Annotated in this window: 23 protein-coding genes; 11 read left to right on the forward strand and 12 right to left on the reverse strand. The window is 70.5% G+C overall.

Going from position 1 to position 19,249, the window contains the following annotated elements; genetic code table 11:
- The first annotated feature begins 81 nt into the window (after window positions 1-81).
- Together ACGFRG_RS26820 and ACGFRG_RS26825 are read left to right on the forward strand one after the other, a co-directional pair.
- On the forward strand, window positions 82-1,053 hold the full coding sequence (locus ACGFRG_RS26820; protein WP_393267938.1) for a DUF1648 domain-containing protein: 972 nt from the start codon (window positions 82-84) through the stop codon (window positions 1,051-1,053).
- On the forward strand, window positions 1,053-1,421 hold the full coding sequence (locus ACGFRG_RS26825) for a GntR family transcriptional regulator (RefSeq protein WP_361433341.1): 369 nt from the start codon (window positions 1,053-1,055) through the stop codon (window positions 1,419-1,421). Before ACGFRG_RS26820 ends, ACGFRG_RS26825 begins: the two co-directional genes overlap by 1 nt.
- On the opposite strand, the gene ACGFRG_RS26830 is transcribed toward ACGFRG_RS26825, so the two are convergent.
- From ACGFRG_RS26830 to ACGFRG_RS26850, 5 genes are all read right to left on the reverse strand, one after another.
- The gene (locus tag ACGFRG_RS26830) at window positions 1,415-1,825 is read right to left on the reverse strand and encodes a VOC family protein (protein ID WP_361433343.1); all 411 of its coding nucleotides are present in this window, start codon (window positions 1,823-1,825) and stop codon (window positions 1,415-1,417) included. The genes ACGFRG_RS26825 and ACGFRG_RS26830 overlap by 7 nt on opposite strands.
- Window positions 1,826-1,848: 23 nt before the next feature.
- A complete protein-coding gene (locus tag ACGFRG_RS26835; RefSeq protein WP_393267942.1) occupies window positions 1,849-2,490 on the reverse strand; it encodes a hypothetical protein in 642 nt (213 codons plus the stop codon).
- Window positions 2,491-2,504: 14 nt separating this feature from the next.
- Entirely contained in the window at window positions 2,505-3,101 is a 597-nt protein-coding gene (locus ACGFRG_RS26840) for a hypothetical protein (RefSeq protein ID WP_361433348.1), read from the reverse strand.
- The gene (locus ACGFRG_RS26845) at window positions 3,101-4,699 is read right to left on the reverse strand and encodes a hypothetical protein (RefSeq protein ID WP_393267945.1); all 1,599 of its coding nucleotides are present in this window, start codon (window positions 4,697-4,699) and stop codon (window positions 3,101-3,103) included. The genes ACGFRG_RS26840 and ACGFRG_RS26845 overlap by 1 nt, the downstream gene beginning before the upstream one ends.
- 189 nt (window positions 4,700-4,888) lie before the next feature.
- Window positions 4,889-5,767 (reverse strand): AraC family transcriptional regulator, encoded by an 879-nt coding sequence (locus tag ACGFRG_RS26850; RefSeq protein WP_361433352.1) that lies wholly within the window; start codon window positions 5,765-5,767, stop codon window positions 4,889-4,891.
- Between the two features lie 182 nt (window positions 5,768-5,949).
- On the opposite strand from ACGFRG_RS26850, the gene ACGFRG_RS26855 reads away from it, so the two are divergent.
- On the forward strand, window positions 5,950-6,507 hold the full coding sequence (locus ACGFRG_RS26855) for a flavoprotein (RefSeq protein ID WP_361433373.1): 558 nt from the start codon (window positions 5,950-5,952) through the stop codon (window positions 6,505-6,507).
- Window positions 6,508-6,813: 306 nt separating this feature from the next.
- Here the strand turns inward: ACGFRG_RS26855 and ACGFRG_RS26860 are convergent, their stop codons facing one another.
- A complete protein-coding gene (locus ACGFRG_RS26860) occupies window positions 6,814-7,374 on the reverse strand; it encodes an NUDIX domain-containing protein (RefSeq protein WP_393267948.1) in 561 nt (186 codons plus the stop codon).
- Complete coding sequence (locus tag ACGFRG_RS26865; protein ID WP_393267951.1) at window positions 7,371-8,633, reverse strand: XRE family transcriptional regulator; 1,263 nt, start codon at window positions 8,631-8,633, stop codon at window positions 7,371-7,373. The genes ACGFRG_RS26860 and ACGFRG_RS26865 overlap by 4 nt, the downstream gene beginning before the upstream one ends.
- Window positions 8,634-8,874: 241 nt before the next feature.
- On the opposite strand from ACGFRG_RS26865, the gene ACGFRG_RS26870 reads away from it, so the two are divergent.
- From ACGFRG_RS26870 to ACGFRG_RS26895, 6 genes are all read left to right on the forward strand, one after another.
- Complete coding sequence (locus ACGFRG_RS26870; protein WP_393267954.1) at window positions 8,875-9,375, forward strand: ATP-binding protein; 501 nt, start codon at window positions 8,875-8,877, stop codon at window positions 9,373-9,375.
- Between the two features lie 191 nt (window positions 9,376-9,566).
- Window positions 9,567-10,697 carry a cyclophane-forming radical SAM peptide maturase AmcB gene (gene amcB, locus ACGFRG_RS26875; RefSeq protein ID WP_393267957.1) on the forward strand — a complete coding sequence of 377 codons (1,131 nt, stop codon included), beginning with the start codon at window positions 9,567-9,569 and terminating at the stop codon, window positions 10,695-10,697.
- Window positions 10,675-10,854, forward strand: coding sequence for a multiple cyclophane-containing RiPP AmcA (gene amcA / locus ACGFRG_RS26880; RefSeq protein WP_393267960.1), 180 nt, complete (start codon window positions 10,675-10,677; stop codon window positions 10,852-10,854). Before amcB ends, amcA begins: the two co-directional genes overlap by 23 nt.
- A 43-nt stretch (window positions 10,855-10,897) precedes the next feature.
- On the forward strand, window positions 10,898-11,587 hold the full coding sequence (locus ACGFRG_RS26885; RefSeq protein ID WP_393267963.1) for a pentapeptide repeat-containing protein: 690 nt from the start codon (window positions 10,898-10,900) through the stop codon (window positions 11,585-11,587).
- A 16-nt stretch (window positions 11,588-11,603) separates the two neighbouring features.
- Window positions 11,604-12,317: a hypothetical protein gene (locus ACGFRG_RS26890; protein ID WP_393267966.1), complete on the forward strand. Its 714-nt coding sequence runs from the start codon at window positions 11,604-11,606 to the stop codon at window positions 12,315-12,317.
- A gap of 55 nt (window positions 12,318-12,372) precedes the next feature.
- Window positions 12,373-12,702 carry a deoxyxylulose-5-phosphate synthase gene (locus tag ACGFRG_RS26895; RefSeq protein WP_393267969.1) on the forward strand — a complete coding sequence of 110 codons (330 nt, stop codon included), beginning with the start codon at window positions 12,373-12,375 and terminating at the stop codon, window positions 12,700-12,702.
- 184 nt (window positions 12,703-12,886) lie between these two features.
- On the opposite strand, the gene sodN is transcribed toward ACGFRG_RS26895, so the two are convergent.
- Window positions 12,887-13,282, reverse strand: a complete 396-nt coding sequence (gene sodN, locus ACGFRG_RS26900; RefSeq protein WP_188278399.1) for a superoxide dismutase, Ni — start codon at window positions 13,280-13,282, stop codon at window positions 12,887-12,889.
- Window positions 13,283-13,448: 166 nt separating this feature from the next.
- On the opposite strand from sodN, the gene sodX reads away from it, so the two are divergent.
- Window positions 13,449-13,874 carry a nickel-type superoxide dismutase maturation protease gene (gene sodX, locus ACGFRG_RS26905; RefSeq protein ID WP_361433355.1) on the forward strand — a complete coding sequence of 142 codons (426 nt, stop codon included), beginning with the start codon at window positions 13,449-13,451 and terminating at the stop codon, window positions 13,872-13,874.
- On the opposite strand, the gene ACGFRG_RS26910 is transcribed toward sodX, so the two are convergent.
- From ACGFRG_RS26910 to ACGFRG_RS26925, 4 genes are all read right to left on the reverse strand, one after another.
- Complete coding sequence (locus tag ACGFRG_RS26910; RefSeq protein ID WP_361433358.1) at window positions 13,778-14,407, reverse strand: CGNR zinc finger domain-containing protein; 630 nt, start codon at window positions 14,405-14,407, stop codon at window positions 13,778-13,780. The two genes, sodX and ACGFRG_RS26910, sit on opposite strands and share 97 nt — an antisense overlap.
- A 157-nt stretch (window positions 14,408-14,564) precedes the next feature.
- Window positions 14,565-15,326 carry an amino acid ABC transporter ATP-binding protein gene (locus ACGFRG_RS26915; protein WP_361433360.1) on the reverse strand — a complete coding sequence of 254 codons (762 nt, stop codon included), beginning with the start codon at window positions 15,324-15,326 and terminating at the stop codon, window positions 14,565-14,567.
- Window positions 15,323-16,267 carry an amino acid ABC transporter permease gene (locus tag ACGFRG_RS26920; RefSeq protein WP_361433363.1) on the reverse strand — a complete coding sequence of 315 codons (945 nt, stop codon included), beginning with the start codon at window positions 16,265-16,267 and terminating at the stop codon, window positions 15,323-15,325. Before ACGFRG_RS26920 ends, ACGFRG_RS26915 begins: the two co-directional genes overlap by 4 nt.
- Before the next feature lie 76 nt (window positions 16,268-16,343).
- Window positions 16,344-17,309: an ABC transporter substrate-binding protein gene (locus ACGFRG_RS26925; RefSeq protein WP_361433366.1), complete on the reverse strand. Its 966-nt coding sequence runs from the start codon at window positions 17,307-17,309 to the stop codon at window positions 16,344-16,346.
- Between the two features lie 542 nt (window positions 17,310-17,851).
- Between ACGFRG_RS26925 and ACGFRG_RS26930 the strand changes: the two genes are divergently transcribed.
- Window positions 17,852-19,066 (forward strand): NADP-dependent malic enzyme, encoded by a 1,215-nt coding sequence (locus ACGFRG_RS26930; RefSeq protein WP_361433368.1) that lies wholly within the window; start codon window positions 17,852-17,854, stop codon window positions 19,064-19,066.
- Window positions 19,067-19,249 lie beyond the last annotated feature (183 nt).

Genomic DNA, 19,249 nt, shown 5'->3' on the forward strand with positions numbered 1-19,249 from the left:
GTCAACAAAGGCAAGTCGGGCTGGCCGGTTCCCTCATCGGCTCGTCATTGTTCTACTACTATGAGAACAATGAAGGTGACGATGAATCGTGCGCGATACCGACTGGTGGCCCTGGCCGCGCTGCCGTTCCTGCTGGCCCTCGCCGTCGACCTGATCCTCTTCGCCGTCCTGCGCGACCGTCTGCCGGACCGGCTGGCCAGCCAGTTCAACGGCAGCGGCGGCGCCCCGAGCGACTACTCCAGCCCTGCGTCGTGGGTGACCGTGGACGTCGGCCTCTCGGTCGCGCTCACCGTCGTCTGGGGCGCGATCGCCGCGACGGCCGACTTCACGGTGCGCGGGGCGCGTTGGGCGTTCGGCGCGGGGTACGCGGTGGCGGGCCTCGTCGGCTATCTGATGGCGGTCGTGCTGGATGTGAACCTGGACGCCGTCGACGGCAGCGAGGCGCGGCTGCCGCTGTGGCACTTCGCGGTGGGCGTGGGGGTGGGCGCGCTCGCGGCGGGGGCGGGCGCGCTGCTGCTGCGCCTGGTGGAGCTGCCCGACGCCGTGCCGTCGCCGGGGCCGGGCCTGGTCGAGCACCTGGACCTCGCCGAGAGCGAGGTGGCGGGCTGGGCGCGGCGGGCCCCGTCGCGGACGCTGTGCGCGGTCGGCTGCGCGCTGCTCGCCGCCGGTGGCGGGCTGACGTATGTGTACGACTGGGCCCGCGCCGCCGCGCCGCTGGTCAGCGGAGTGCTCACGCTGCTCTGCTCGTGCGCGTACGTCACGGTCGACCGGCACGGGCTGACCGCCCGCCCGACCGTGCTGCCCTGGCCGCGGGTGCGGATACCGCTGGCGGAGGTGGACCGGGCGGTCAGCCGGGAGGTGAAGGCGCTCGCGGAGTACGGTGGCTGGGGCTACCGGGTCCGGCCCGGCCGGTCGGGTCTCATCCTGCGCTCCGGCGAGGCGATCGTCGTACGGCGCACCGGTGGACGGGAGTTCGCGGTGACGGTGTCCGACTCGGCGACGGCCGCGGCCCTGCTCAACACGCTGGCCGAGCGCGAGGCGGTGAGGCGCTGATGCTGTTCCGGGTGGACCCGGCCTCGCCGCTGCCGCTGGCCGACCAGATCGCCGCCTCGGTGCGCCGGGCGATCGCCGAGGGCACGGTGGACCCGGGCGAACGCCTGCCCGCCGCGCGCGCCCTCGCGAACTCGCTGGGCGTCAACGTCCACACGGTCCTGCGCGGCTACCAGCGCCTGCGCGAGGAGGGCCTGATCGAGCTGCGGCGCGGCCGGGGCGCGGTGGTGGTCGACACGACGTCGAACCGCGCCCGGGCCCAGCTGCTGGTGCGCGTACGGGAACTGGTCGACGACGCGCGGCGGTTGGGCCTGAGCGAGGACGAGGTGGTGCACCTGGTCCGCGTGGGCCTTCAGCCGGGGGCTCAGTAGGTCTGGAGCTCCACCAGGTTGCCGTCCGGGTCGTGCAGGTGGGCCGTGCGCAGGGTGGGTCCCCACTGCGGCCGGTCCTGGGCCGGGGCCACGACCGTGGCGCCCTCGCCGACACACAGCTCCACGGCGGCGTCCAGCGCCCGCGTACCGTCGACATGGATGACGATCGACCCGCCACCCGATGGCGCGTTCTCGCCCCCGACGGCTCCGGCCATGGCGTCCCTGGAGAAGAGCGCGAAGGCCGTACGCCCCTCGCAGTCGTCCCAACTGGCATAGCCGGACGCCTCGTTGCCCCGGGCCAGGGCGCATCCGGTCAGCTTGGGCAGCACGGCCGCGTAGAACCGGAAGGTCGACTCGTAACGCTCCACCAGGAGCCGGGTGTACGGAGGTTCAAGAGGTGCCATGGCCTGAATCTACCCCGGAGCCCTCAAGTCGTCCGACGCACCCGGGCGTCGGTGATCACGCCCTCGCGCACGGTGTACGTGCCGGAGTAGGTGCGCGTGGAGTCGTCCTTCTGGTGGGCGGTGATGTCCACGTACACGGTGTCGCCCTCGATGGACAGGACGGTGGCTTCGGCCTGCCGGGTGTCGGAGAAGCCGGAGACGTACGTGGAGTAGTCCTGGCCGAGGTTCCTGCCGCCCAGGCGCCACGCGGTGCTGTAGTCGCCGCTGTTGAGCGCGGCGTAGTAGGCCGTGACCGTGGCGCCCGGGGTGGTGGTGGACGGGTTCGTGTAGGTGGTCGGAGCGTCGGTCGCGGCCGTCCGGTCGGTGGTCGGCGCCGCCGTGCCCGGCTCGGTGGCGCCCGGGAAGACGGATGTGTCCGTCGGGGTGTCCGTGGTGAATCCCGGGGACGGCCAGGGCGGCGCCGACGGGTGGTGGCCGCCGCCGCTGTCGCGGGCCAGCCACCAGATGCCGGTGCCCGCCGCCCCGCACAGCAGGACCGCGACGAACACCACGATCAGCACGCGCCGCAGACTGTCGTCCGGGGGCGGCTGCCCCGGACCCCCGAAGCCCTCGCCGCCCGACGGCCCCTGTGCCCAGCGCTGCGCGTCCGCGTCCCAGTAGTCCATGTCACTCGCACTTCTCAGCCGGTCAGTTGGGCGATGGTCTCGACGACCGCCGTGGCCGAGGCGAGCCCCGCGGCGGCCGTCGCACCGAGAGTCAACCGGTCGCGCAGCCACTGCAGACGGTCCCGCCGGACCTGACCGGTCGTGGTCACCCCTTCTTCGATCTCGCTCAGTCCCTCGTCCAGTTCGGCGATGTCCGGCGTCCGGTTGAGCATGCCGAGGTGGTCGCGCAACGTCCGGATGGCGGTGGCGAGTTCGGCGGGCGCGTCGAGCAGCTGCGTCGAGGCGTCGACGGCGCGCGCGTCCGTGCCCGAGGCCGCCGCGCCGCCCGACATCACGCCGATGCCGATGCCACCGGGGACGCTCGTGGGCGCGGCCGCGCCCGGGTGGGCGGCCGGTGGCGGCGTCCCCCTGCGCCGCGAGCGGTCCTCGGCGGACGCCCGGTCCCCGGCGGCCGCCGCGCCGCCGGTCATCACGCCGATCGAGATGCCGCCGGAGGGTGGGCCTCCGGTCGCCGGCGCATCCGTGCGCGGGGCGCCGGAGGACGAGCCCTCGGTCGTCGTCGCATCCGCCTGCGGGTGCGTCTCCTCATTGGTCTCCGGGTCCCGCGCCATCACTTTCCGCCTTCCCGGTGCGTCGCCGACGCCTGTTCGCCCGTCGCGACCGCACCCCCGCTCATCGCCCCGATGAACACCCCGCCACCGCTCACGGTGATGATCTGCTGCTCGAAGTCGCCGGTCTCGTAGTTCTTGGCGCGCAGCGCCTCCCGCACCCCGCTCGCGATCCGGTCCTGGACCGTGCGTACGTACCGCTTGACGTCCATGTCCTGGAAGACGGACAGATCGGCCGGGCTGCCCAACTCCCGTACGGAGGTGGCCGGTCCGTCCGGCAGGGCGTGCCGGGGGTTGGCCAGCCAGGTGCGGAACTCGGAGACGGCGGTGCGGACCAGGGAGGTGGCGGCGGCGAAGTTCGCGGTGGGGGCCGCGAGCAGACCCCGGACCGTGTCGCGCAGGACGTCGCCGTCGCCGCGCCCCTCGATCACGTCGACGGCCCGGAACTCCAGCCGTACGGGGGTGAGGACATGCGGCACGACCTCCAGGACGAGCATCCCGCCCTGGGTGTGGACACGGACCAGGACCGAGACCACGACCTGCTCGTCCCAGGTGCCGATCCGGATGCGCAGGAAGTGGCGGCGCGCCTCGCCGCCCTCGCCCACGGCCTCGTCGAGGTGACGGCGTACGGTCGGCTGGTCGTACGCGACCTTCCAGCGCGCCACCCCGGTCGGCAGATAGACGAACTCCTCCACTTCGAGCTCGCGCAGCCGGTCGCGGCTGGTGGCGGCGGCCGAGGTGCGCAGGGCTTCGAGCTGCGGCTTGATGAGGTCGATGACCTCGCGCCCGGTCAGCGGGCCCGCCCCGGTCTCCGGCTCCGCGTTCTTGCGCTTCTTCAACTCCATGACCAGCGACCACTGTTCGGCGTACGGCTTGCCGGCGCCGATGAACGGGCGGAACGGGTCGTAGATCGTGAGCGAGGCGTACTGCTCGCGGTCGATGGCCTCGCCGATCCGCCGGTAGCGGTGCGGCAGCCGCTCGCGGCGCGTGCCGGGGTACGCCGCGGAGCCCAGCTCATGGCGCATGATGGCGGTGACGTCCGCGCGATACGCCCACACGGGCACCACCAGGAGCAGCGGGAACACCACGCCCGTCCAGGCGTCGGCGCCGCTGAACAGCGCCCACAGCGCGGCGACCCAGTACACCAGCGCCACCACGAACGGCACCAGCGGCAGCAGCATCTGCAACCGGCCCCGGGTGGCCTGCTTGACCATCGTGCGGTCGAGCGTGAAGACCGCGACACCGAGCCCGGTCCCGGCGCGCACGCCTCCGAGGATGAGGCAGACGACCGCGTACGCCAGCCAGCCGGGCAGCGGCAGTGCGTGGTCCGAGCCGACCCCGGCGATCCAGAGCGTGATGAACACGGCCCAGATGCCGAGGAGCATGAGCGCGGTCTCCGCCTCCTTGCGGCGGGCGCGCAGGGCGTGCGCCAGGACCGGCAGCGCGTCGATGCCGAGCGAGAGGGCGATCGGGCGCTCCTCGTGCTGCACCAGCTCCTCGATCACCCGGCGGCGGAAGTCGCTGTCGAGGTAGACGCCCGCGCACAGCAGCCGGGTCGCCTCGGTGCGGGCGGCGCCGGGCTCAGTATTCGTCACGGGCATGTGGTCCCCTGTCCCACGGCAGCGATCGGGTACGGGGGCGTGTCGTCGACGACCCCTGGCGAGCGAGGACCGTATCGGCCGGGTCGGCGGGCGTCTTGGACGAAATTGACGTGGCTCCGGCGCATCCCGTCCGCCCGGTTCGGGATCCGGTTCTGGTTCCGGTTGTGGTTCCGGTTCTGCTCCCGGTTCTCACAGCGTCAGCGCTCCCTCCACCCGTCGGGCCTGGACCATCCGGCCGGGGGTGGTGCCGGCCAGGGCCCGGAACTCGCGGTTGAGATGGGCCTGGTCGTAGTAGCCGCAGACCGCCGAGGTGTCCGCGAGGCCGGCGCCTCCGCGGGCGAGCATGGCGACCGCGCGGTTGAAGCGCAGGACCCGGCCGTACGTCTTGGGGGTGAGGCCGATCTGCTGGGTGAACCGGCGGATCAAGTAGCTCTTGCTCCAGCCGACTTCGGCGCTGATGCGCGCGACCGGGATCGTCCCGGCCGAGCCGACGAGCAGCCGGTAGGCGTGGCCGACCTCCGGCGCCGGGTCCGGGCCGCTGTCGAGGCGCGCCAGGAGCGCGGCGTCCAGCAGGTCGAACCGCTCGGCCCAGTCCCCGGTGGCGGCCAGCCGCTGCACCAGTACGGCGGCGCCGGGGCCCAGGATGTGGTGGAGCTCGACCACGTGATTGGTCAACTCGCCCATCGGCAGGGCGAACAGCCGGTACGCGCCCAGCGGGGTGAGCTCAAGGCGGATCGCCTCCTGGCCGCCCGGGTGCCCGGCGAGCGTGGGTCTGTCATCGAGCCCCACGACCAGCGACCCGATCCGCCCGCTGCCCGCACCCGGCAACCGCAGCCGCCGGACCTGCGCGAACGGCTCCGCGAGGCTGATCACCACGACGGCCCGGCCGGTCGGCAGCAGCCGGACCTGGTACGGCGAGGTCGCCGCGTCCCAGTAACCCGCGTAGCTGCACAAGAACGGCCGCAGCGCCGGATGCCAGGGCCGGGTGACCCGCCACAGCCCCCCGGCCCGGGCGAACCGCACTCCGGGCCCGACGGGGTGGCCACCGCGTCCTAAGTGGAGCGCCAAAGAACCCCCTCATGCCGTGCCGGCCACGGCGCGCGCGGCCGTCGTCCTCTGCCCGTCCAGCTTCTCCGGTCCGGGCGTTCCCCTACCCCGTCGGGACCGGGTTGTTACCGGATAGGTGCGTTGGGGCGGCCGTGCGGGGGCGGTTGCGCGGGGCGGACGGAGCGGGGTGGGATGGGGCCATGATGATCTCTCGCACCCTGTACCTGTTCTGTTCGGCGGCGCCACCGGTCTTCGATGTCGCCCGGGTTGTCGAGGATGCTCAGCGGGACGGCTGGGACGTGTGCCTCGGGCTCACGCCGACCGCGGCGCGCTGGCTGGGGGAGAGTCTGGCGGGTCTCGCGGTGCTGACCGGCCACCCGGTGAGGTTCGAGTACGAGCTTCCCGGCGAGCCGGACGTGTGGCCGCAGGCGGACGTCATTCTCTTCGCCCCGGCCACCTTCAATTCGGTGAACGCCTGGGCGCAGGGCCTGACGAGCAGCTTCGTGGTCGGGGTCGCGGCCGAGGGGATCGGCAAGGGGATCCCGATGGTGGCGATGCCCTGTGTGAACGCCGCGTATGTCCAGCACCCCGCGTTCGAACGGTCGGTGGAGACACTGCGCGGGGCCGGGGTGACGGTGTTGTACGGCGAGGACGGGCTCGTACCGAACCAGCCGGGTGAGGGACGGCCGGGCGGCTATCCGTGGCGGCTCGCCCTCGACGCGTGCGACGCGGTCGGGCAGCGCCTGCCGTCCGGACCCTGACACGGCGTGGCCTACCGCGCGGCCGACCGGCGCCGCCGCACAGCGACGAGGGTCCATCCGCCACGGCGGATGGACCCTCGATTGCGGTCACGGCCACCGAAGGAGGCCGGACGCCCTGACCAAAGATCAGGGCCTTCTTCGTCTCCAAGTAAACGGCCAGGTCCGTGACCTGCCGGGATCTTCCCTTCAGGTCGCTGACCTGGCCTTTTCGTGATTGCTGGCGACAGGTCGCGATGGTCTTGATCGGGTGTCCTGCGGACTGTGTGCGGACTGCTGGCGGGGGCGCTGAACGGACATGCGGGGTGCTCAGCGCGCGCTCTGATCTCCCTGGCGGCCACCGACGTGTGGCACTGCGGGCAGGATCGGTCGGCCGTCACGGAGATACCGAGGGTGGCCGTCGTCGAGGGCGTCGAGGGCGGCTTCGAGCCGGTGGCTCAGCCGGTCGCGTAGCCAGGCGCCGGCCTGGTGCGGGGGCACGAAGGCCAGCTCGGACAGTTCCTCATCTTGGGGGCGTAGGGCAGCGGCCTCGTCGTGGTCGAGGGTTCCACCGTCGAAGATGAAGGCGATCTGGTCGTCCCAGGGGCCATGGGGTGCCACCCAGTCGACGACGAGCAGCCTGTGGAGCGGGGCGTCGAGGCCGAGTTCTTCCTTCAGCTCGCGGCGGGCCGCTTCGTCGGGGGCTTCGTTGTCTTCGGCCATGCCGCCGGGGAGGTCCCAGCCGGGTTTGTAGGTGGGGTTGACCAGGAGGATGTTGCCGTCGGGGTCGCGCAGGAGGACATCGGCGGCGACGCGTTTGCGGGCCTGGGTGGCGTTGCCTTCGGCGAGGTAGGCGTTCCAGGCGTCGGGGTCGGCGGGGGTGGGCCTCATGGTGCGGTGCCTTTGCTGGGCGGCTGGATGATGTCGGCGAGCAACAGCATTCTGGCTCGCCGTACGTCGGCGAAGCGCGCCAGGAAGTTTCGTACGGGCGGGTATCCGCGATGCGGGGCCAACAGGTCTTGAAGCATGTCGAGTTGGTGGACGACGCGCACAGAGCCGAGGCCGGGGTCGGCGGTGAGTAGGTCATGGCCCACGTGCAAGGCGGCATCCAGTTCGCGCCGGTGGACGTGGATCCCGACCAAAGTGATCCGGCTGAGCGCGAGAGAGCGGGCGCGGCCGGTTTCCCGTAGGGCGATGGCTCGTTCGGCGTGCTCCAGAGCCGCGTCGTACCCGTGCAGGTCTCGGTGGATGAGGGCGGATTCGCTGGCGAGCGCGGCGGCGTCGAAGGGGCTGAGCCAGGGGTGCTCGGCCTCGGCGGCCGTCTGCAGCATCTGGTGGGCCTGGGAGAGTGCCCGTGCCGCAGGAGTGGTCTGGGAGGCGGCGGCCAGGGCCCTGGCCTTCATGGTGTGCAGACGGGCGGTGAGGGCGGGGATTCTGGGGCCGTGGCCGAGGATGTCAAGGCCGGTGGCGGCCCAGTGGGCGGCGGCTGCGGGCTCGCCGGTCTGCAGGGCGAGGTGGCTGTTGCTGGCGGCGATGTTGGCGGCCAGGGTGTGGTCGCCGGAGGTACGGGCCAGAGGCAGTGCGCGGGTGAAGTGGCGTTCGGCGAGGTCGTCGCGGCCGGAGTCGTGGGCCATCCAGCCCGCCATCTCGGTCAGCGCGGCGGCAGCCGCGAAGACCTGCGGGTTGCTGTCGGCGTCGACCAGGCGTGGGGCGATGTTGCTGGTCAGGTGCCGTACGACGGCGCCGTACAGGCGGGTGCCGCCGGTCTGGCGGTCGGCGTTGCGGAAGGCGTCCATCGCGGCCACGTCGTCCTCGTCGGCCGAGACCGGGGGTGAGTGGCTGGGGGGTGGTGTGGCGGTGGGTTCCCAGGGGCGGGGGGCCAGGCCGAGGAGGCGGCCCGGGATGTGGAAGGCATCCGCGACCTGCTCGAAGATGACGAGCTTTTCGACCCGGATCTTGCCGTTCATGTAGTCGTAGAGCCGCCCTTGGGTGATCTCCACGGCGGAGGCGATGCGCCGTGTGCTGATGCCCCGGTGGTTGAGGAGGCGGAACAGCGCGCCCATGTCGCGCCGGGTGCAGGCGTCGAGGAGCCGTTCGTCGCAGAGGAGGCCGGCGACGACGTTGCGTGGATCTCGTGGTGGGTGGCTCATGGGTTCTCCCCCGTACGCAGCTGGTTCGAGGTTATGACCAACGAGCGTGAGGTGACTCCGAGTTGGGGTCACCTGGCGGAGTCTCGCGCATGCGGGGGCCGGTCCTTAACTGGTTCTCGCCGTTCGGAGCCGCCCAATCCGCAGCCTGCCGCTGGCTCCGGCGGTGTCGATCGGCGGCTCCGTCCTCCCGTCCCCCGAGGAGGAGGAGCTGCCGTCCGCCCCCAGCTGAGGAGCAGTCCTTATGCCCACGCGCCGAGCTCGCATCGCCGTTCCTGGAGATCCCTCCGCTGTCGCCTTCGCCCGTGATCGCGTCCTGACGCAGGTCCGCGGCTGGGGCGTACCGCTGAACGCGGAGAAGCGCGAGGCGCTCAAGCTGGTCGCCTCGGAACTGATCACCAACGCCGTTGTGCACAGCGAGGGCCTGGCCATGGTCGGCCTTTACTACGACCAGGACGGAGGGCGGCTCCTGCTCGTCGTCCATGACAGCAACCCCGAACCCCCACGCCGCGTCGATGCCGCCGCCGACGACGAGAGCGGGCGCGGGCTCGCCCTGGTCGCGGCCCTGGCTGCCGAACATCACTGGGAGCCGACCGGCAGGGGCAAGAAGGTATGGGCTGCCTTCGAGGTGCCCGCGCCGCCATCCCCGGCACGCGCCGCGCTGTTACGGCGCCGACTCCGGACGCTCACACCACGGCCGTACGCCCCTGGTTCGCGCCTGCTGGCAGTGGTCGTCGGCCTGTGAGCGGCAGGCGTCATGCCGCCGCGCGAGGGCCGATCAGGCGCCCGCGGGTGGGGTTCTTCGCGGCTGTACTCGGCCTGTGGCTGACCCCATCCGCGGCCCTCCTGTCTCCCCATGCAGCGGACCTGTTCGCCCGTGCCCAGCCCCACCCCGGTCAGTACCGCAGACCACGACCTGATGCGAGAGGAACAGCCATGACGACGACGTACATTCAGCTCGCCACGCGCCTCGCGGCCGTACCCCGAGCGGTGATCGTGCAGCCGACGACGCTGTGCCAGCCGCTGGACTGCACCTACTGCTACCTACCGTTCCGCAGGCAGCAGCACCTCATGACGCAGGCGGTGGCCCAGGCTGTGGCGAGCACGGTCAACGGCTGGGCGGTACGAGACCCGCTGTTCGAGGTGGTCTGGCACGGCGGGGAGCCACTCTCCGCCGGGCGCGACCACTTGGGCAAGCTGATGGCCCCGTTCGCCGGGGTGAAGCACACCCTCCAGACCAACGCCGCGCTCCTGGACGACGCCTGGTGCGAGTTCCTCTTGGAGCACGACGTCGGCGTGGGGGTGAGCATCGACGGCCCGGTGGACATGAACAGCCACCGCGTCACCCGCGCCGGCCACCCGGCCCATCGGGTGATCATGCGGGGCATCCAGCGCCTCTGCTCCCACGGCATCCCGTTCTCCGCCATCGCCGTCGTCGCCGAACCCGACCCCGCCCGAGCCTTTGCCCTCTACGACTTCTTCGCCGACCTCGGCTGCCACTCCCTCGGCGTCAACGTCGAGGAACAGGAGGGCGCGAACACGGCCGAGAAGACGCTGGACTCGGTGAGGGCCGCCGAGTTCTGGGCGGCCCTCACCGCAGCCTGGGAAGCCAACCCCGTCATCCAGCTCCGTGAGGTCTCGCGTGTACTCGACTTCGCCAGCGCGGTCCTCGGTGGTGAACCGGTACCGGGCCCGGCTGCCGAGCCGTGGGACCCGCTCCCGACGATCGCGTACGACGGCGGAGTCGTACTCCTGTCCCCCGAACTGGCGGGGTTCACCGACGACCGCTTCGGCGACTTCACCACCGGCAACGTCCTGCACCACGAACTCGACCAGCTGCTGGCCGAGGCCACCGACCGCACTCCGTGGCTGGCCGAGTTCTGGCGCGGGGTGGATACCTGCCGCGCCACCTGCCCGGCCTTCGCCTTCTGCGGCGGCGGCCACCCGGCCAACCGCTACTTCGAACACCACGGCCGCTTCGACGGCACCCGCACTGCCTACTGCACCACCGCCAAGATCGCCCTACTCGAAGGAGTCACCCGCCATGTCCGAAACCACCGCGACTGACCTCGTGCTCAACGCGGCCGACGGCCTCCGTGCCCTGATAGTGATGGCACCACCCACCGTCCTGGTGGGGAAGTTCGACAACCGGCCCACCTGGTCCAACGCCACCCCAGCGTTCGACAACCGTCCGACCTGGGACAACTGGAACAAAAAGAAATAGCCCGGCAGGCCGCTCCCGGCCGCCGGAGAGATGGAGCACCACTGTGGACAGCCGCACCTTCGGCCGAGTGACGCTGACCCTGCCCGGTCTGGACGAGCCCGGCCTGCACCTGTCCAACGTCCAGTCTCTCGACGGTGGCCGGGGCGCCGTGCAGGACTTCCAGTACGCCGACGCCGACCTGCGCATGCTCGACCTCGCGGACACCCAGCTCCTGCGGGGCCGGGTCACCGACTTGCGCACCGGACGCGCCAGCTTGGACCAACTCCAGCTGAATTCGATCGAGTTCAGTGGCTGCGACTTTGGCTCGGCCCAGTGGCGCAAGAGCAAACTCTCCCGGGTCGCCTTCCGTAACTGCAAGATCATGGGCGGCGCCCTGGACGCCCTGACCCTCGATGACGTCCTCTTCGAGAACTGCAAGCTCGACTACACGGCCTTCTCCGGCCTCCGTGCCACCGGCCCCGTCGTGTTCTCCCAGTGCGTCCTCACCGAGGCGTCCTTCACCGAATGCGACCTCACCGACGCTGTCTTCGACGGCTGCACCCTGCGCCTGACCGAATTCGCCAAGGGCCGCTACAAGGGCCTGGACCTGCGCGGCAACGACCTCTCCAGCCTCCTCGGCGTCGCCAGGCTCTCCAAGGTCCTCATCGACCGCGCCCAGCAGTTCGAACTCGCCCAGGCGCTCCTCACCGAACTCGACGTCACGTACGGCGAAGACCTCGACGAACTCCGATGATCCGGAGGAACCCCGCATGACCCTGGCCATCGCGGCCATCGACCCTGCCGCCCTGCGCAAGCGCTGCGAGGTCACCACCCTGCGCACGATGCGCGGAGACTCCCCGTATGAGGAGGGCGCGGTCGTCCCCGCCGGTCCTTGGACGGCCATCTCCGACGAGACCGCGCGGGACCTGACCGCCGCCGCAGCCCAGGCCCGCGACAGCACGCTGGTGGAACTCGTCCAGGTGCCGCAACCCACCGGCCCGCTCGCCGCCCTCGCTGAACCACTGGGCGACCCGGCCGCCCTCCACCTCGGTCAGGCCCGCGCGCCTGCCGATGCCCTCACTACGACCGGAAACCACGAGTACGGCCGCCGCATCGGCCTCCACGTCGACAACTGGGACCGGCTCTCGTACGCGGCCAAGCACACCGGCCGCCGACGGCTGTGCCTCAACCTCGGCCCCGGAACCCGCTACCTCCTTCTGGCCGACCTCGACATCCGTGCCATGTGCCGAGCCGTCCACCAGGACTTCGAACGCCGCTACCCGCACACCGATGACCTGCGGCAGTACGTCACCGGGGGCCACCTGGTCCTGTGCTTCCGCCTACGCCTGGAGCCCGGCGAGGGCTACATCGCTCCCACCGAACTCACCCCGCATGACGGCTCCACCGAAGGCCAGTCCGAACCGTCCACCGCCGCGTTCTGGCTCGGGCATTGGCCGCGTGGGACTCTCCCCTCTCCGGTGTGAGCCATGTCCCTTCATCGGGTCGATCACGCCACTGTGTGGTGTCTACTCTGCCTGCATGGCTTATGCGAAGACTTCGTACGTCTGCCTGCCCTGCCGGGCTTCGTACAAGCAGCCCTATGACCGCGACCGGCAGCGGATCTGTCCGCGATGTGCGGAGCCGATGGTTCATGTCGGTTCGGCCTTCGCCGCGCCGCGACGGCGGGACGCCGCCGCCTGGCGCACGCTCGCGGTGCTGCTGCACGCGGGGGTGCGCTTCCACAAGAGCTGCTGTGGCGGCCCCGGTTACCGCCCCCGCTCCCTGCACGAGGTCCGCGAGCGGATGACGTACGCGCGGCGAACCGGCAGGCCCTTCGCCGAGGTGCTCGTGCTCCACGACCTGCCGTGACCGGGCACCGCAGCGCCTGGGGTGGAGTTCTGGGGCTACCTCCGCCGGCGCGCACCTCTGCCCGGGAGCAAAAAAGACCGCACCCGGACCGTCATGGACGCCGTTCTCGGCGGCCTGCGGACCGGGTGCGGACAGGTGGCCGACTTGACCCGCGAAACCGCAGGTCAGGCGGCCTGACCAAAGATCAGGCCTTCTTCGTCTCCCAGAAGATGCGGTCGATCTCGGCGATCAGTTCGAGCGCCTTCTCGCCGGTCTTCGGGTCCGTCGACGCCTTGGCGGCCGACAGGGCCTTCAGGGTGTCGTTGACCAGCTGGTGGAGCTGGGGGTACTTCTCGAAGTGCGGGGGCTTGAAGTAGTCGCTCCAGAGCACCGAGACGTGGTGCTTGGCGAGCTCCGCGCGCTGCTCCTTGATGATCGTGGCGCGCGCGCGGAAGTGCGCGTCCTCGTTGGCCTGGAACTTCTCCTGCACGGCCTTGACCGACTCGGCCTCGATACGGGCCTGGGCCGGGTCGTACACGCCGCAGGGAAGGTCGCAGTGGGCGCTGACCTTCACCTTGGGGGCAAACAGGCGGGAAAGCATTGAGCTGTCCTTCCTCGTGATCGTCTTCTCAGGTGGGACATTACTCGGTGAGTGACCTGTTTTCGCGAGTGCCCCCGGGGGCTTAGGACAAAAGTCCAGGGTCACCATGGGACTCGTGGCGGAACGTACCGTGGGTGTGGACCGGGAACCGGGAGGTGGGTGGCGGATGACGGATCAGGGGCGGGAGCCGAAGGTGCCGTTGGGGATCGCGGAGGTGACGGGGACCTCCATGGTGCCGACGCTGCTCCACGGCGATCAGCTGCTGGTGCACTACGGCATTGAGCTGAGGGCGGGGGACATCGCGGTGCTGCGGCATCCGCTCCAGCAGGACCTGCTGATCGTCAAACGGCTCATCGAGCTGCGCGAGGGCGGCTGGTGGGTGCTCGGCGACAACCCGGACGACGAGGTCGTCGACAGCCGGGCGTTCGGGACCGTCCCCGGCGAGCTCGTCCTCGGGCGGGTGCGGGCCCGCTACCGGCCGATCACCCGGGGGCGTCAGCGCTCGCTCGGGCTGCTGCTGTCCTGGCTGGCCACGGCGGTGCGGCCGGTGTTCGCCGACCGGTCGGTCTCCAGGCGCTTGCGGGCCCGGTAGGCGGCCACGTTCGCCCGGGTGGCGCAGCGGTCCGAGCAGTAGCGCCGGGAGCGGTTGGTGGAGGTGTCGAGATAGGCGTTGCGGCACGGCGCCGCCTGGCACAGGCCGAGCCGGTCCACGCCGTACTCGGTCAGATGGAACGCGAGGCCCATGGACGCGAGCGCCGCGTAGCCCGCCGTCGCGTTCGAGGTGTGGTCCGCGAGGTGCATGTGCCACAGCGGGCGGCCGTCGTCGTCGCGGTGGTCGTGCCCGGAGACCTGCGGGCTCACCGGGAACTCCAGGAGCAGCGAGTTGAGCAGGTCCACCGCCTGCACCTCCTCGCCCGCGTCCGCCGCCTCGAACACCGCCCGCAGCCGGGCCCGTACCGCCCGCAGCCGGGGCACGTCGGCTTCCGTGGCGCGGCGGGCCGTGGTCGACTCGGAGGCGAACAGCTCGCGGACCACCTCGACCGACGTCAGGGAGTCCTTGTTACGGGCCGGCTCCTCGGTGTTGACCAGGCGCACGGCGTAGTCCGAGTAATAGGCCAGTTCCACGTGAATTCCTTTTCGGCGGCGGGCGGCATACGTAACCGCTGGGCGTGCTTCGAGGGTATTACGCGGAAGTGTCCTTCGGGTACGAAGTCGGCCAACGGCGAAAGGGGCGGCACGGGCCGGGAGCCCGTACCGCCCCTTTTCGTGATCCCGCCGGTGGTTACAGGACCTTCGACAGGAACGACTTCGTACGGTCGTGCTGCGGGTTGGTCAGGACGTCGCGCGGGTGGCCGGACTCGACCACCACACCGCCGTCCATGAACACCAGCGAGTCGCCGACCTCGCGCGCGAAGCCCATCTCATGGGTGACCACGATCATGGTCATGCCGTCCTCGGCCAGGCCCCGCATGACGTCCAGGACGTCGCCGACCAGCTCGGGGTCGAGCGCGGACGTCGGCTCGTCGAAGAGCATCAGCTTGGGCTGCATGGCCAGCGCGCGGGCGATCGCCACGCGCTGCTGCTGGCCGCCGGAGAGCTGCGAGGGGTAGTTGCCCGCCTTGTCGGCCAGGCCCACCCGGTCGAGCAGCTTCTGGGCGCGCTCGCGGGCGACGGCCTTGGTCTCGCCCTTGACCTGGACCGGCGCCTCCATGACGTTCTCCACGGCCGTCATGTGCGGGAACAGGTTGAAGCGCTGGAAGACCATGCCGATGTCGCGGCGCTTGAGCGCGACCTCGCTGTCCTTGAGCTCGTAGAGCTTGTCGCCCTTCTGCCGGTAGCCGACCAGCTCGCCGTCGACGTAGAGCCGACCGGCGTTGATCTTCTCCAGGTGGTTGATGCACCGCAGGAAGGTCGACTTGCCGGAGCCGGACGGGCCGATCAGGCAGAACACCTCGCCCTCGGCCACCTCCAGGTCGATGCCCTTGAGGACCTCGGTCGCGCCGAAGGACTTGTGCACGCCTTCGGACTTCACCATGGCGGTCATCGGGTCACCGCCTTGGGGGTGCGGCGGAGCAGGGCCAGATTGGCCTTGAGCCGCTGGAACGGGGTGGGCGGGAGCGCCCGGCTGGCGCCACGGGCGTAGTAGCGCTCCAGGTAGTACTGGCCGATCGAGAAGATCGTGGTGAGGATCAGGTACCAGGTGGCCGCCAGGAACAGCATCTCGACCGAGGCGCCGGACGTCTGGCCGATGTCCTGGGCCTGCCGCAGCAGCTCGTAGAACTGGACCGCCGAGACCAGCGAGGTGGTCTTCAGCATGTTGATGACCTCGTTGCCCGTCGGCGGCACGATCACGCGCATCGCCTGCGGGATCACGATCCGGCGCAGCGTCTTGGCGTGGCTCATGCCCAGCGCGTGGGCCGCCTCGGTCTGGCCCTCGTCGACCGCGAGCAGACCGGCCCGGCAGATCTCCGCCATGTACGCGGCCTCGTTGAGCCCGAGCCCGAGCAGCGCGGTGAGCAGCGGCGTCATGAACGAGGACCAGTAGTCCTTGTAGATCGGCCCGAGGTTGATGTACTCGAAGACCAGGCCCAGGTTGAACCAGACCATCAGCTGCACCAGGACCGGGGTGCCCCGGAAGAACCAGATGTAGAACCACGAGATGGACGCGGTCACCGGGTTCTTCGACAGGCGCATCACGGCGAGCAGGATGCCGCCGACGATGCCGATGGCCATCGACAGGACGGTCAGCAGCAGCGTCTGCTTGACGCCGTCGATGATCCGGCTGTCGAAGAAGTAGTCGGGGATCGCGCCCCAGTTGATCTTGCCCTGGGCGAACGCGTAGACGATCGCGACGAGCAGGGCGATGGCGATGACCGCGGAGACATAGCGTCCGTAGTGCCGGACGGGGATCGCCTTGATGCTCTCCGGAGCGGCGGGCGGCGGGGTGTCGTCCGCCGGCTCCGTTTTGTTGACGTCAACAGTCACGGGTGTTGCCTTTCAGAAGCCTTTACAGGCGCCGCGCCCCGGGGACGGGGGCGCGGCGTGCCTGGCGCGGGGAGGTTCAGACGCCGCCGTTGATCTTGGCTTCCTTGATGGCGCCGGCCTCGACGCCCCACTTCGCGATGACCTTGTCGTAGTCGCCGCTCTTGATGATCGCGTCGAGCGCTTCCTTGAGCGCGTCGCGCAGCTGGGTGTTGTCCTTGGAGACCGCGATGCCGTACGGGGCGGCCTCGACCTGCTCGCCGACGATCTGGAAGTCGTTGCCGCCGCCCGAGGTCTTCACCGCGTACGCGGCCACCGGGAAGTCGGAGGAACCGGCGTCGGCACCGCCCGAGCGCAGCCGGGTCTGGGCCTGCTGGTCGGTGTCGAAGGCCTCGATCGAGATCTTGCCCTTGTCGCCGCACTTCTCGGACTGCTTCTTGGCCAGGTCCTCGGAGACCGTGCCGCGCTGCACCACGATCTTCTTGCCGCACAGGTCGTCCCAGGTCTTGATGCCCTGGTCCTTGCCCTTCGCGGTGTAGATCGAGACACCGGCGGTGAAGTAGTCCACGAAGTCGGCGCCCTCGCCGACCTTCTTCTTGGTCGCCGAGTCCACGCCGTTCTGGCGGTCCTTGGTGTCCGTCATGGCCGACATGGCCATGTCGTAGCGCTTGGCACGCAGACCCGTGACCAGGGTGTCGAAGGTGCCGTTCTCGAACTGGAACTTCACACCGAGCTGCTTGCCCAGGGCGTCGGCGAGGTCCGGGTCGATACCGGCCGTCTTGCCGTCCTTGTCCTTGAACTCGACCGGTGCGTACGCGATGTCCGAACCGACCTTGATGACGCCCTTGTCCTGGATCTCCTTGGGGAGCTTGGAGAAGAGCGGGCCCTTGCCGGAAGAGCTCGCGGAGGACGAGCCGCCGTTGTCCTTGCTCTTCGTCTGGTCTCCGCAGCCGGTCAGCAGCAGGGCGCCGGCGACCGCGATCGCGCCGACCGCGGCAATCCGGGACGAGGCGGCGGTCGTACGACGGGTGGTGCTTGCGGTCATGGTCGGGTTCCTCCGGCGGGTGATGGAGTGGCCAGTGAGTGAACAGGCGGCCGGGACGCTCTTCTTTGGGCGACACGACCGTGTTGTGTCGGCATCTTGCCATTCGGACCAGCGGATTCAGTGGGCCGCGCATGTCAAAATCGGATAACGGGTCACCCCCTCACCCCAACGGGCCGGTGGATCAAGGCCGGACCTTGTCCCGGGTATGTCTTCGCGCACCGGAAGATCTCCGGTTCATCTCGCGTTGTGGACATGTTTCCTGTCGCATAGCGCACTTGTCCCGACATGGCGCTATGAGTCATGTCACCGGGGTGTTCCGCAGTCGAAATGGACTACTCGACGCACCCCTCCGTCGGGTAAGAAGGATCCTTACACCCCTCATCCGGGGCTCAGGGCGCGTGTGCGGCGCGCCCGCGCGTACGTACCTCCCCCTGCCGGGACGGGCCATCCGTTCAGCGCAGGGCACGTATGTGGTGCCCACCCACCCCTCCTCAACAAGGAGTGGCCACCCTCAACTGATGAAGACTTAAGGGGTCAACACAATGGCAGCGGAGATCATCAATCCTCGCAGCGGGAGCAGTACCGAAGGAGCCTCCGCGGAGGACCCCTTCGATCCGGCCTTCGCGCTGCACCGGGGCGGAAAGATGGCCGTCCAGGCCACCGTCCCGATCCGGGACAAGGACGACCTGTCCCTGGCGTACACGCCGGGTGTCGCGAAGGTGTGCAGCGCCATCGCCGAGAACCCGGAGCTGGTCCACGACTACACCTGGAAGTCCCAGGTCGTCGCCGTCGTCACGGACGGTACGGCGGTGCTCGGGCTCGGTGACATCGGCCCGGAGGCGTCGCTTCCGGTCATGGAGGGCAAAGCGATCCTCTTCAAGCAGTTCGGCGGGGTCGACGCGGTGCCCATCGCGCTCGCGACCACCGACACGGACGAGATCATCGAGACGGTCGTCCGGCTCGCGCCGTCCTTCGGTGGGGTGAACCTGGAGGACATCTCGGCGCCGCGCTGCTTCGAGATCGAGCGGCGGCTCCAGGAGGCCCTGGACATTCCGGTCTTCCACGACGACCAGCACGGCACCGCGGTGGTGACCCTGGCGGCGCTGCGCAACGCGGCGAAGCTGACCGGGCGCACCCTGGGCGATCTGCGGGCGGTCATCTCGGGCGCGGGCGCGGCCGGTGTGGCCATCGCCAAGTTCCTGCTCGAAGCGGGCCTGGGCGACGTGGCGGTCGCCGACCGCAAGGGCATCGTCAGCCGGGACCGCCAGGACCTGACCGACGTCAAGCGCGAGCTCGCGGAGATCACCAACAAGGCGGGCCTGACCGGCTCCCTGGAGACCGCCCTGGCCGGCGCGGACGTCTTCATCGGCGTCTCCGGCGGTACGGTCCCGGAGCCCGCGGTGGCGTCGATGGCGCCCGGCGCGTTCGTGTTCGCCATGGCCAACCCGAACCCCGAGGTGCACCCCGACATCGCGCACAAGTACGCGTCGGTGGTCGCCACGGGCCGCTCGGACTACCCGAACCAGATCAACAACGTGCTGGCCTTCCCGGGCATCTTCGCGGGCGCGCTCCAGGTCCGGGCCTCCCGGATCACGGAGGGCATGAAGATCGCGGCGGCGAACGCGCTGGCCGACGTTGTCGGTGAGGCCCTGGCCGCCGACTACGTCATCCCGTCCCCGTTCGACGAGCGGGTCGCTCCTGCCGTGACGGCGGCTGTTGCCGCTGCCGCGCGGGCGGAGGGTGTCGCTCGGCGCTGACGGATTCGTCCGCGGACCGTTTGGCGCTCGGCGCCGATGGTTTCGTCTGCGGACCGTGCGTGGCTGGTCGCGGGGGGGGCCCCCCCCCCCCGGGGGGGGGGGCCCCCCCCCCCGGCGGGGGGGGGGGGGCGCCCGGCGGGGGGGGGGGGGGCGGGGCCCCGGCCCCCCGCACGGCAGGGGCCC

Source organism: Streptomyces sp. NPDC048696, assembly GCF_043198895.1.
Classification (GTDB): domain Bacteria; phylum Actinomycetota; class Actinomycetes; order Streptomycetales; family Streptomycetaceae; genus Streptomyces.

What these genes read in the sequence shown, in the direction of transcription:
- ACGFRG_RS26870 (WP_393267954.1), top strand. Translation starts at nt 8,875, where the DNA reads ATGCCCACGCGCCGAGCTCGCATCGCCGTTCCTGGAGATCCCTCCGCT.
- ACGFRG_RS26865 (WP_393267951.1), bottom strand. Translation starts at nt 8,633, where the DNA reads ATGAGCCACCCACCACGAGATCCACGCAACGTCGTCGCCGGCCTCCTC.
- ACGFRG_RS26925 (WP_361433366.1), bottom strand. Translation starts at nt 17,309, where the DNA reads ATGACCGCAAGCACCACCCGTCGTACGACCGCCGCCTCGTCCCGGATT.
- ACGFRG_RS26840 (WP_361433348.1), bottom strand. Translation starts at nt 3,101, where the DNA reads ATGGCGCGGGACCCGGAGACCAATGAGGAGACGCACCCGCAGGCGGAT.
- sodX (WP_361433355.1), top strand. Translation starts at nt 13,449, where the DNA reads ATGACGGATCAGGGGCGGGAGCCGAAGGTGCCGTTGGGGATCGCGGAG.
- ACGFRG_RS26930 (WP_361433368.1), top strand. Translation starts at nt 17,852, where the DNA reads ATGGCAGCGGAGATCATCAATCCTCGCAGCGGGAGCAGTACCGAAGGA.
- amcB (WP_393267957.1), top strand. Translation starts at nt 9,567, where the DNA reads ATGACGACGACGTACATTCAGCTCGCCACGCGCCTCGCGGCCGTACCC.
- sodN (WP_188278399.1), bottom strand. Translation starts at nt 13,282, where the DNA reads ATGCTTTCCCGCCTGTTTGCCCCCAAGGTGAAGGTCAGCGCCCACTGC.
- ACGFRG_RS26915 (WP_361433360.1), bottom strand. Translation starts at nt 15,326, where the DNA reads ATGACCGCCATGGTGAAGTCCGAAGGCGTGCACAAGTCCTTCGGCGCG.
- amcA (WP_393267960.1), top strand. Translation starts at nt 10,675, where the DNA reads ATGTCCGAAACCACCGCGACTGACCTCGTGCTCAACGCGGCCGACGGC.
- ACGFRG_RS26890 (WP_393267966.1), top strand. Translation starts at nt 11,604, where the DNA reads ATGACCCTGGCCATCGCGGCCATCGACCCTGCCGCCCTGCGCAAGCGC.
- ACGFRG_RS26825 (WP_361433341.1), top strand. Translation starts at nt 1,053, where the DNA reads ATGCTGTTCCGGGTGGACCCGGCCTCGCCGCTGCCGCTGGCCGACCAG.
- ACGFRG_RS26860 (WP_393267948.1), bottom strand. Translation starts at nt 7,374, where the DNA reads ATGAGGCCCACCCCCGCCGACCCCGACGCCTGGAACGCCTACCTCGCC.
- ACGFRG_RS26820 (WP_393267938.1), top strand. Translation starts at nt 82, where the DNA reads ATGAATCGTGCGCGATACCGACTGGTGGCCCTGGCCGCGCTGCCGTTC.
- ACGFRG_RS26845 (WP_393267945.1), bottom strand. Translation starts at nt 4,699, where the DNA reads ATGCCCGTGACGAATACTGAGCCCGGCGCCGCCCGCACCGAGGCGACC.
- ACGFRG_RS26855 (WP_361433373.1), top strand. Translation starts at nt 5,950, where the DNA reads ATGATCTCTCGCACCCTGTACCTGTTCTGTTCGGCGGCGCCACCGGTC.
- ACGFRG_RS26830 (WP_361433343.1), bottom strand. Translation starts at nt 1,825, where the DNA reads ATGGCACCTCTTGAACCTCCGTACACCCGGCTCCTGGTGGAGCGTTAC.
- ACGFRG_RS26895 (WP_393267969.1), top strand. Translation starts at nt 12,373, where the DNA reads ATGGCTTATGCGAAGACTTCGTACGTCTGCCTGCCCTGCCGGGCTTCG.
- ACGFRG_RS26835 (WP_393267942.1), bottom strand. Translation starts at nt 2,490, where the DNA reads ATGGACTACTGGGACGCGGACGCGCAGCGCTGGGCACAGGGGCCGTCG.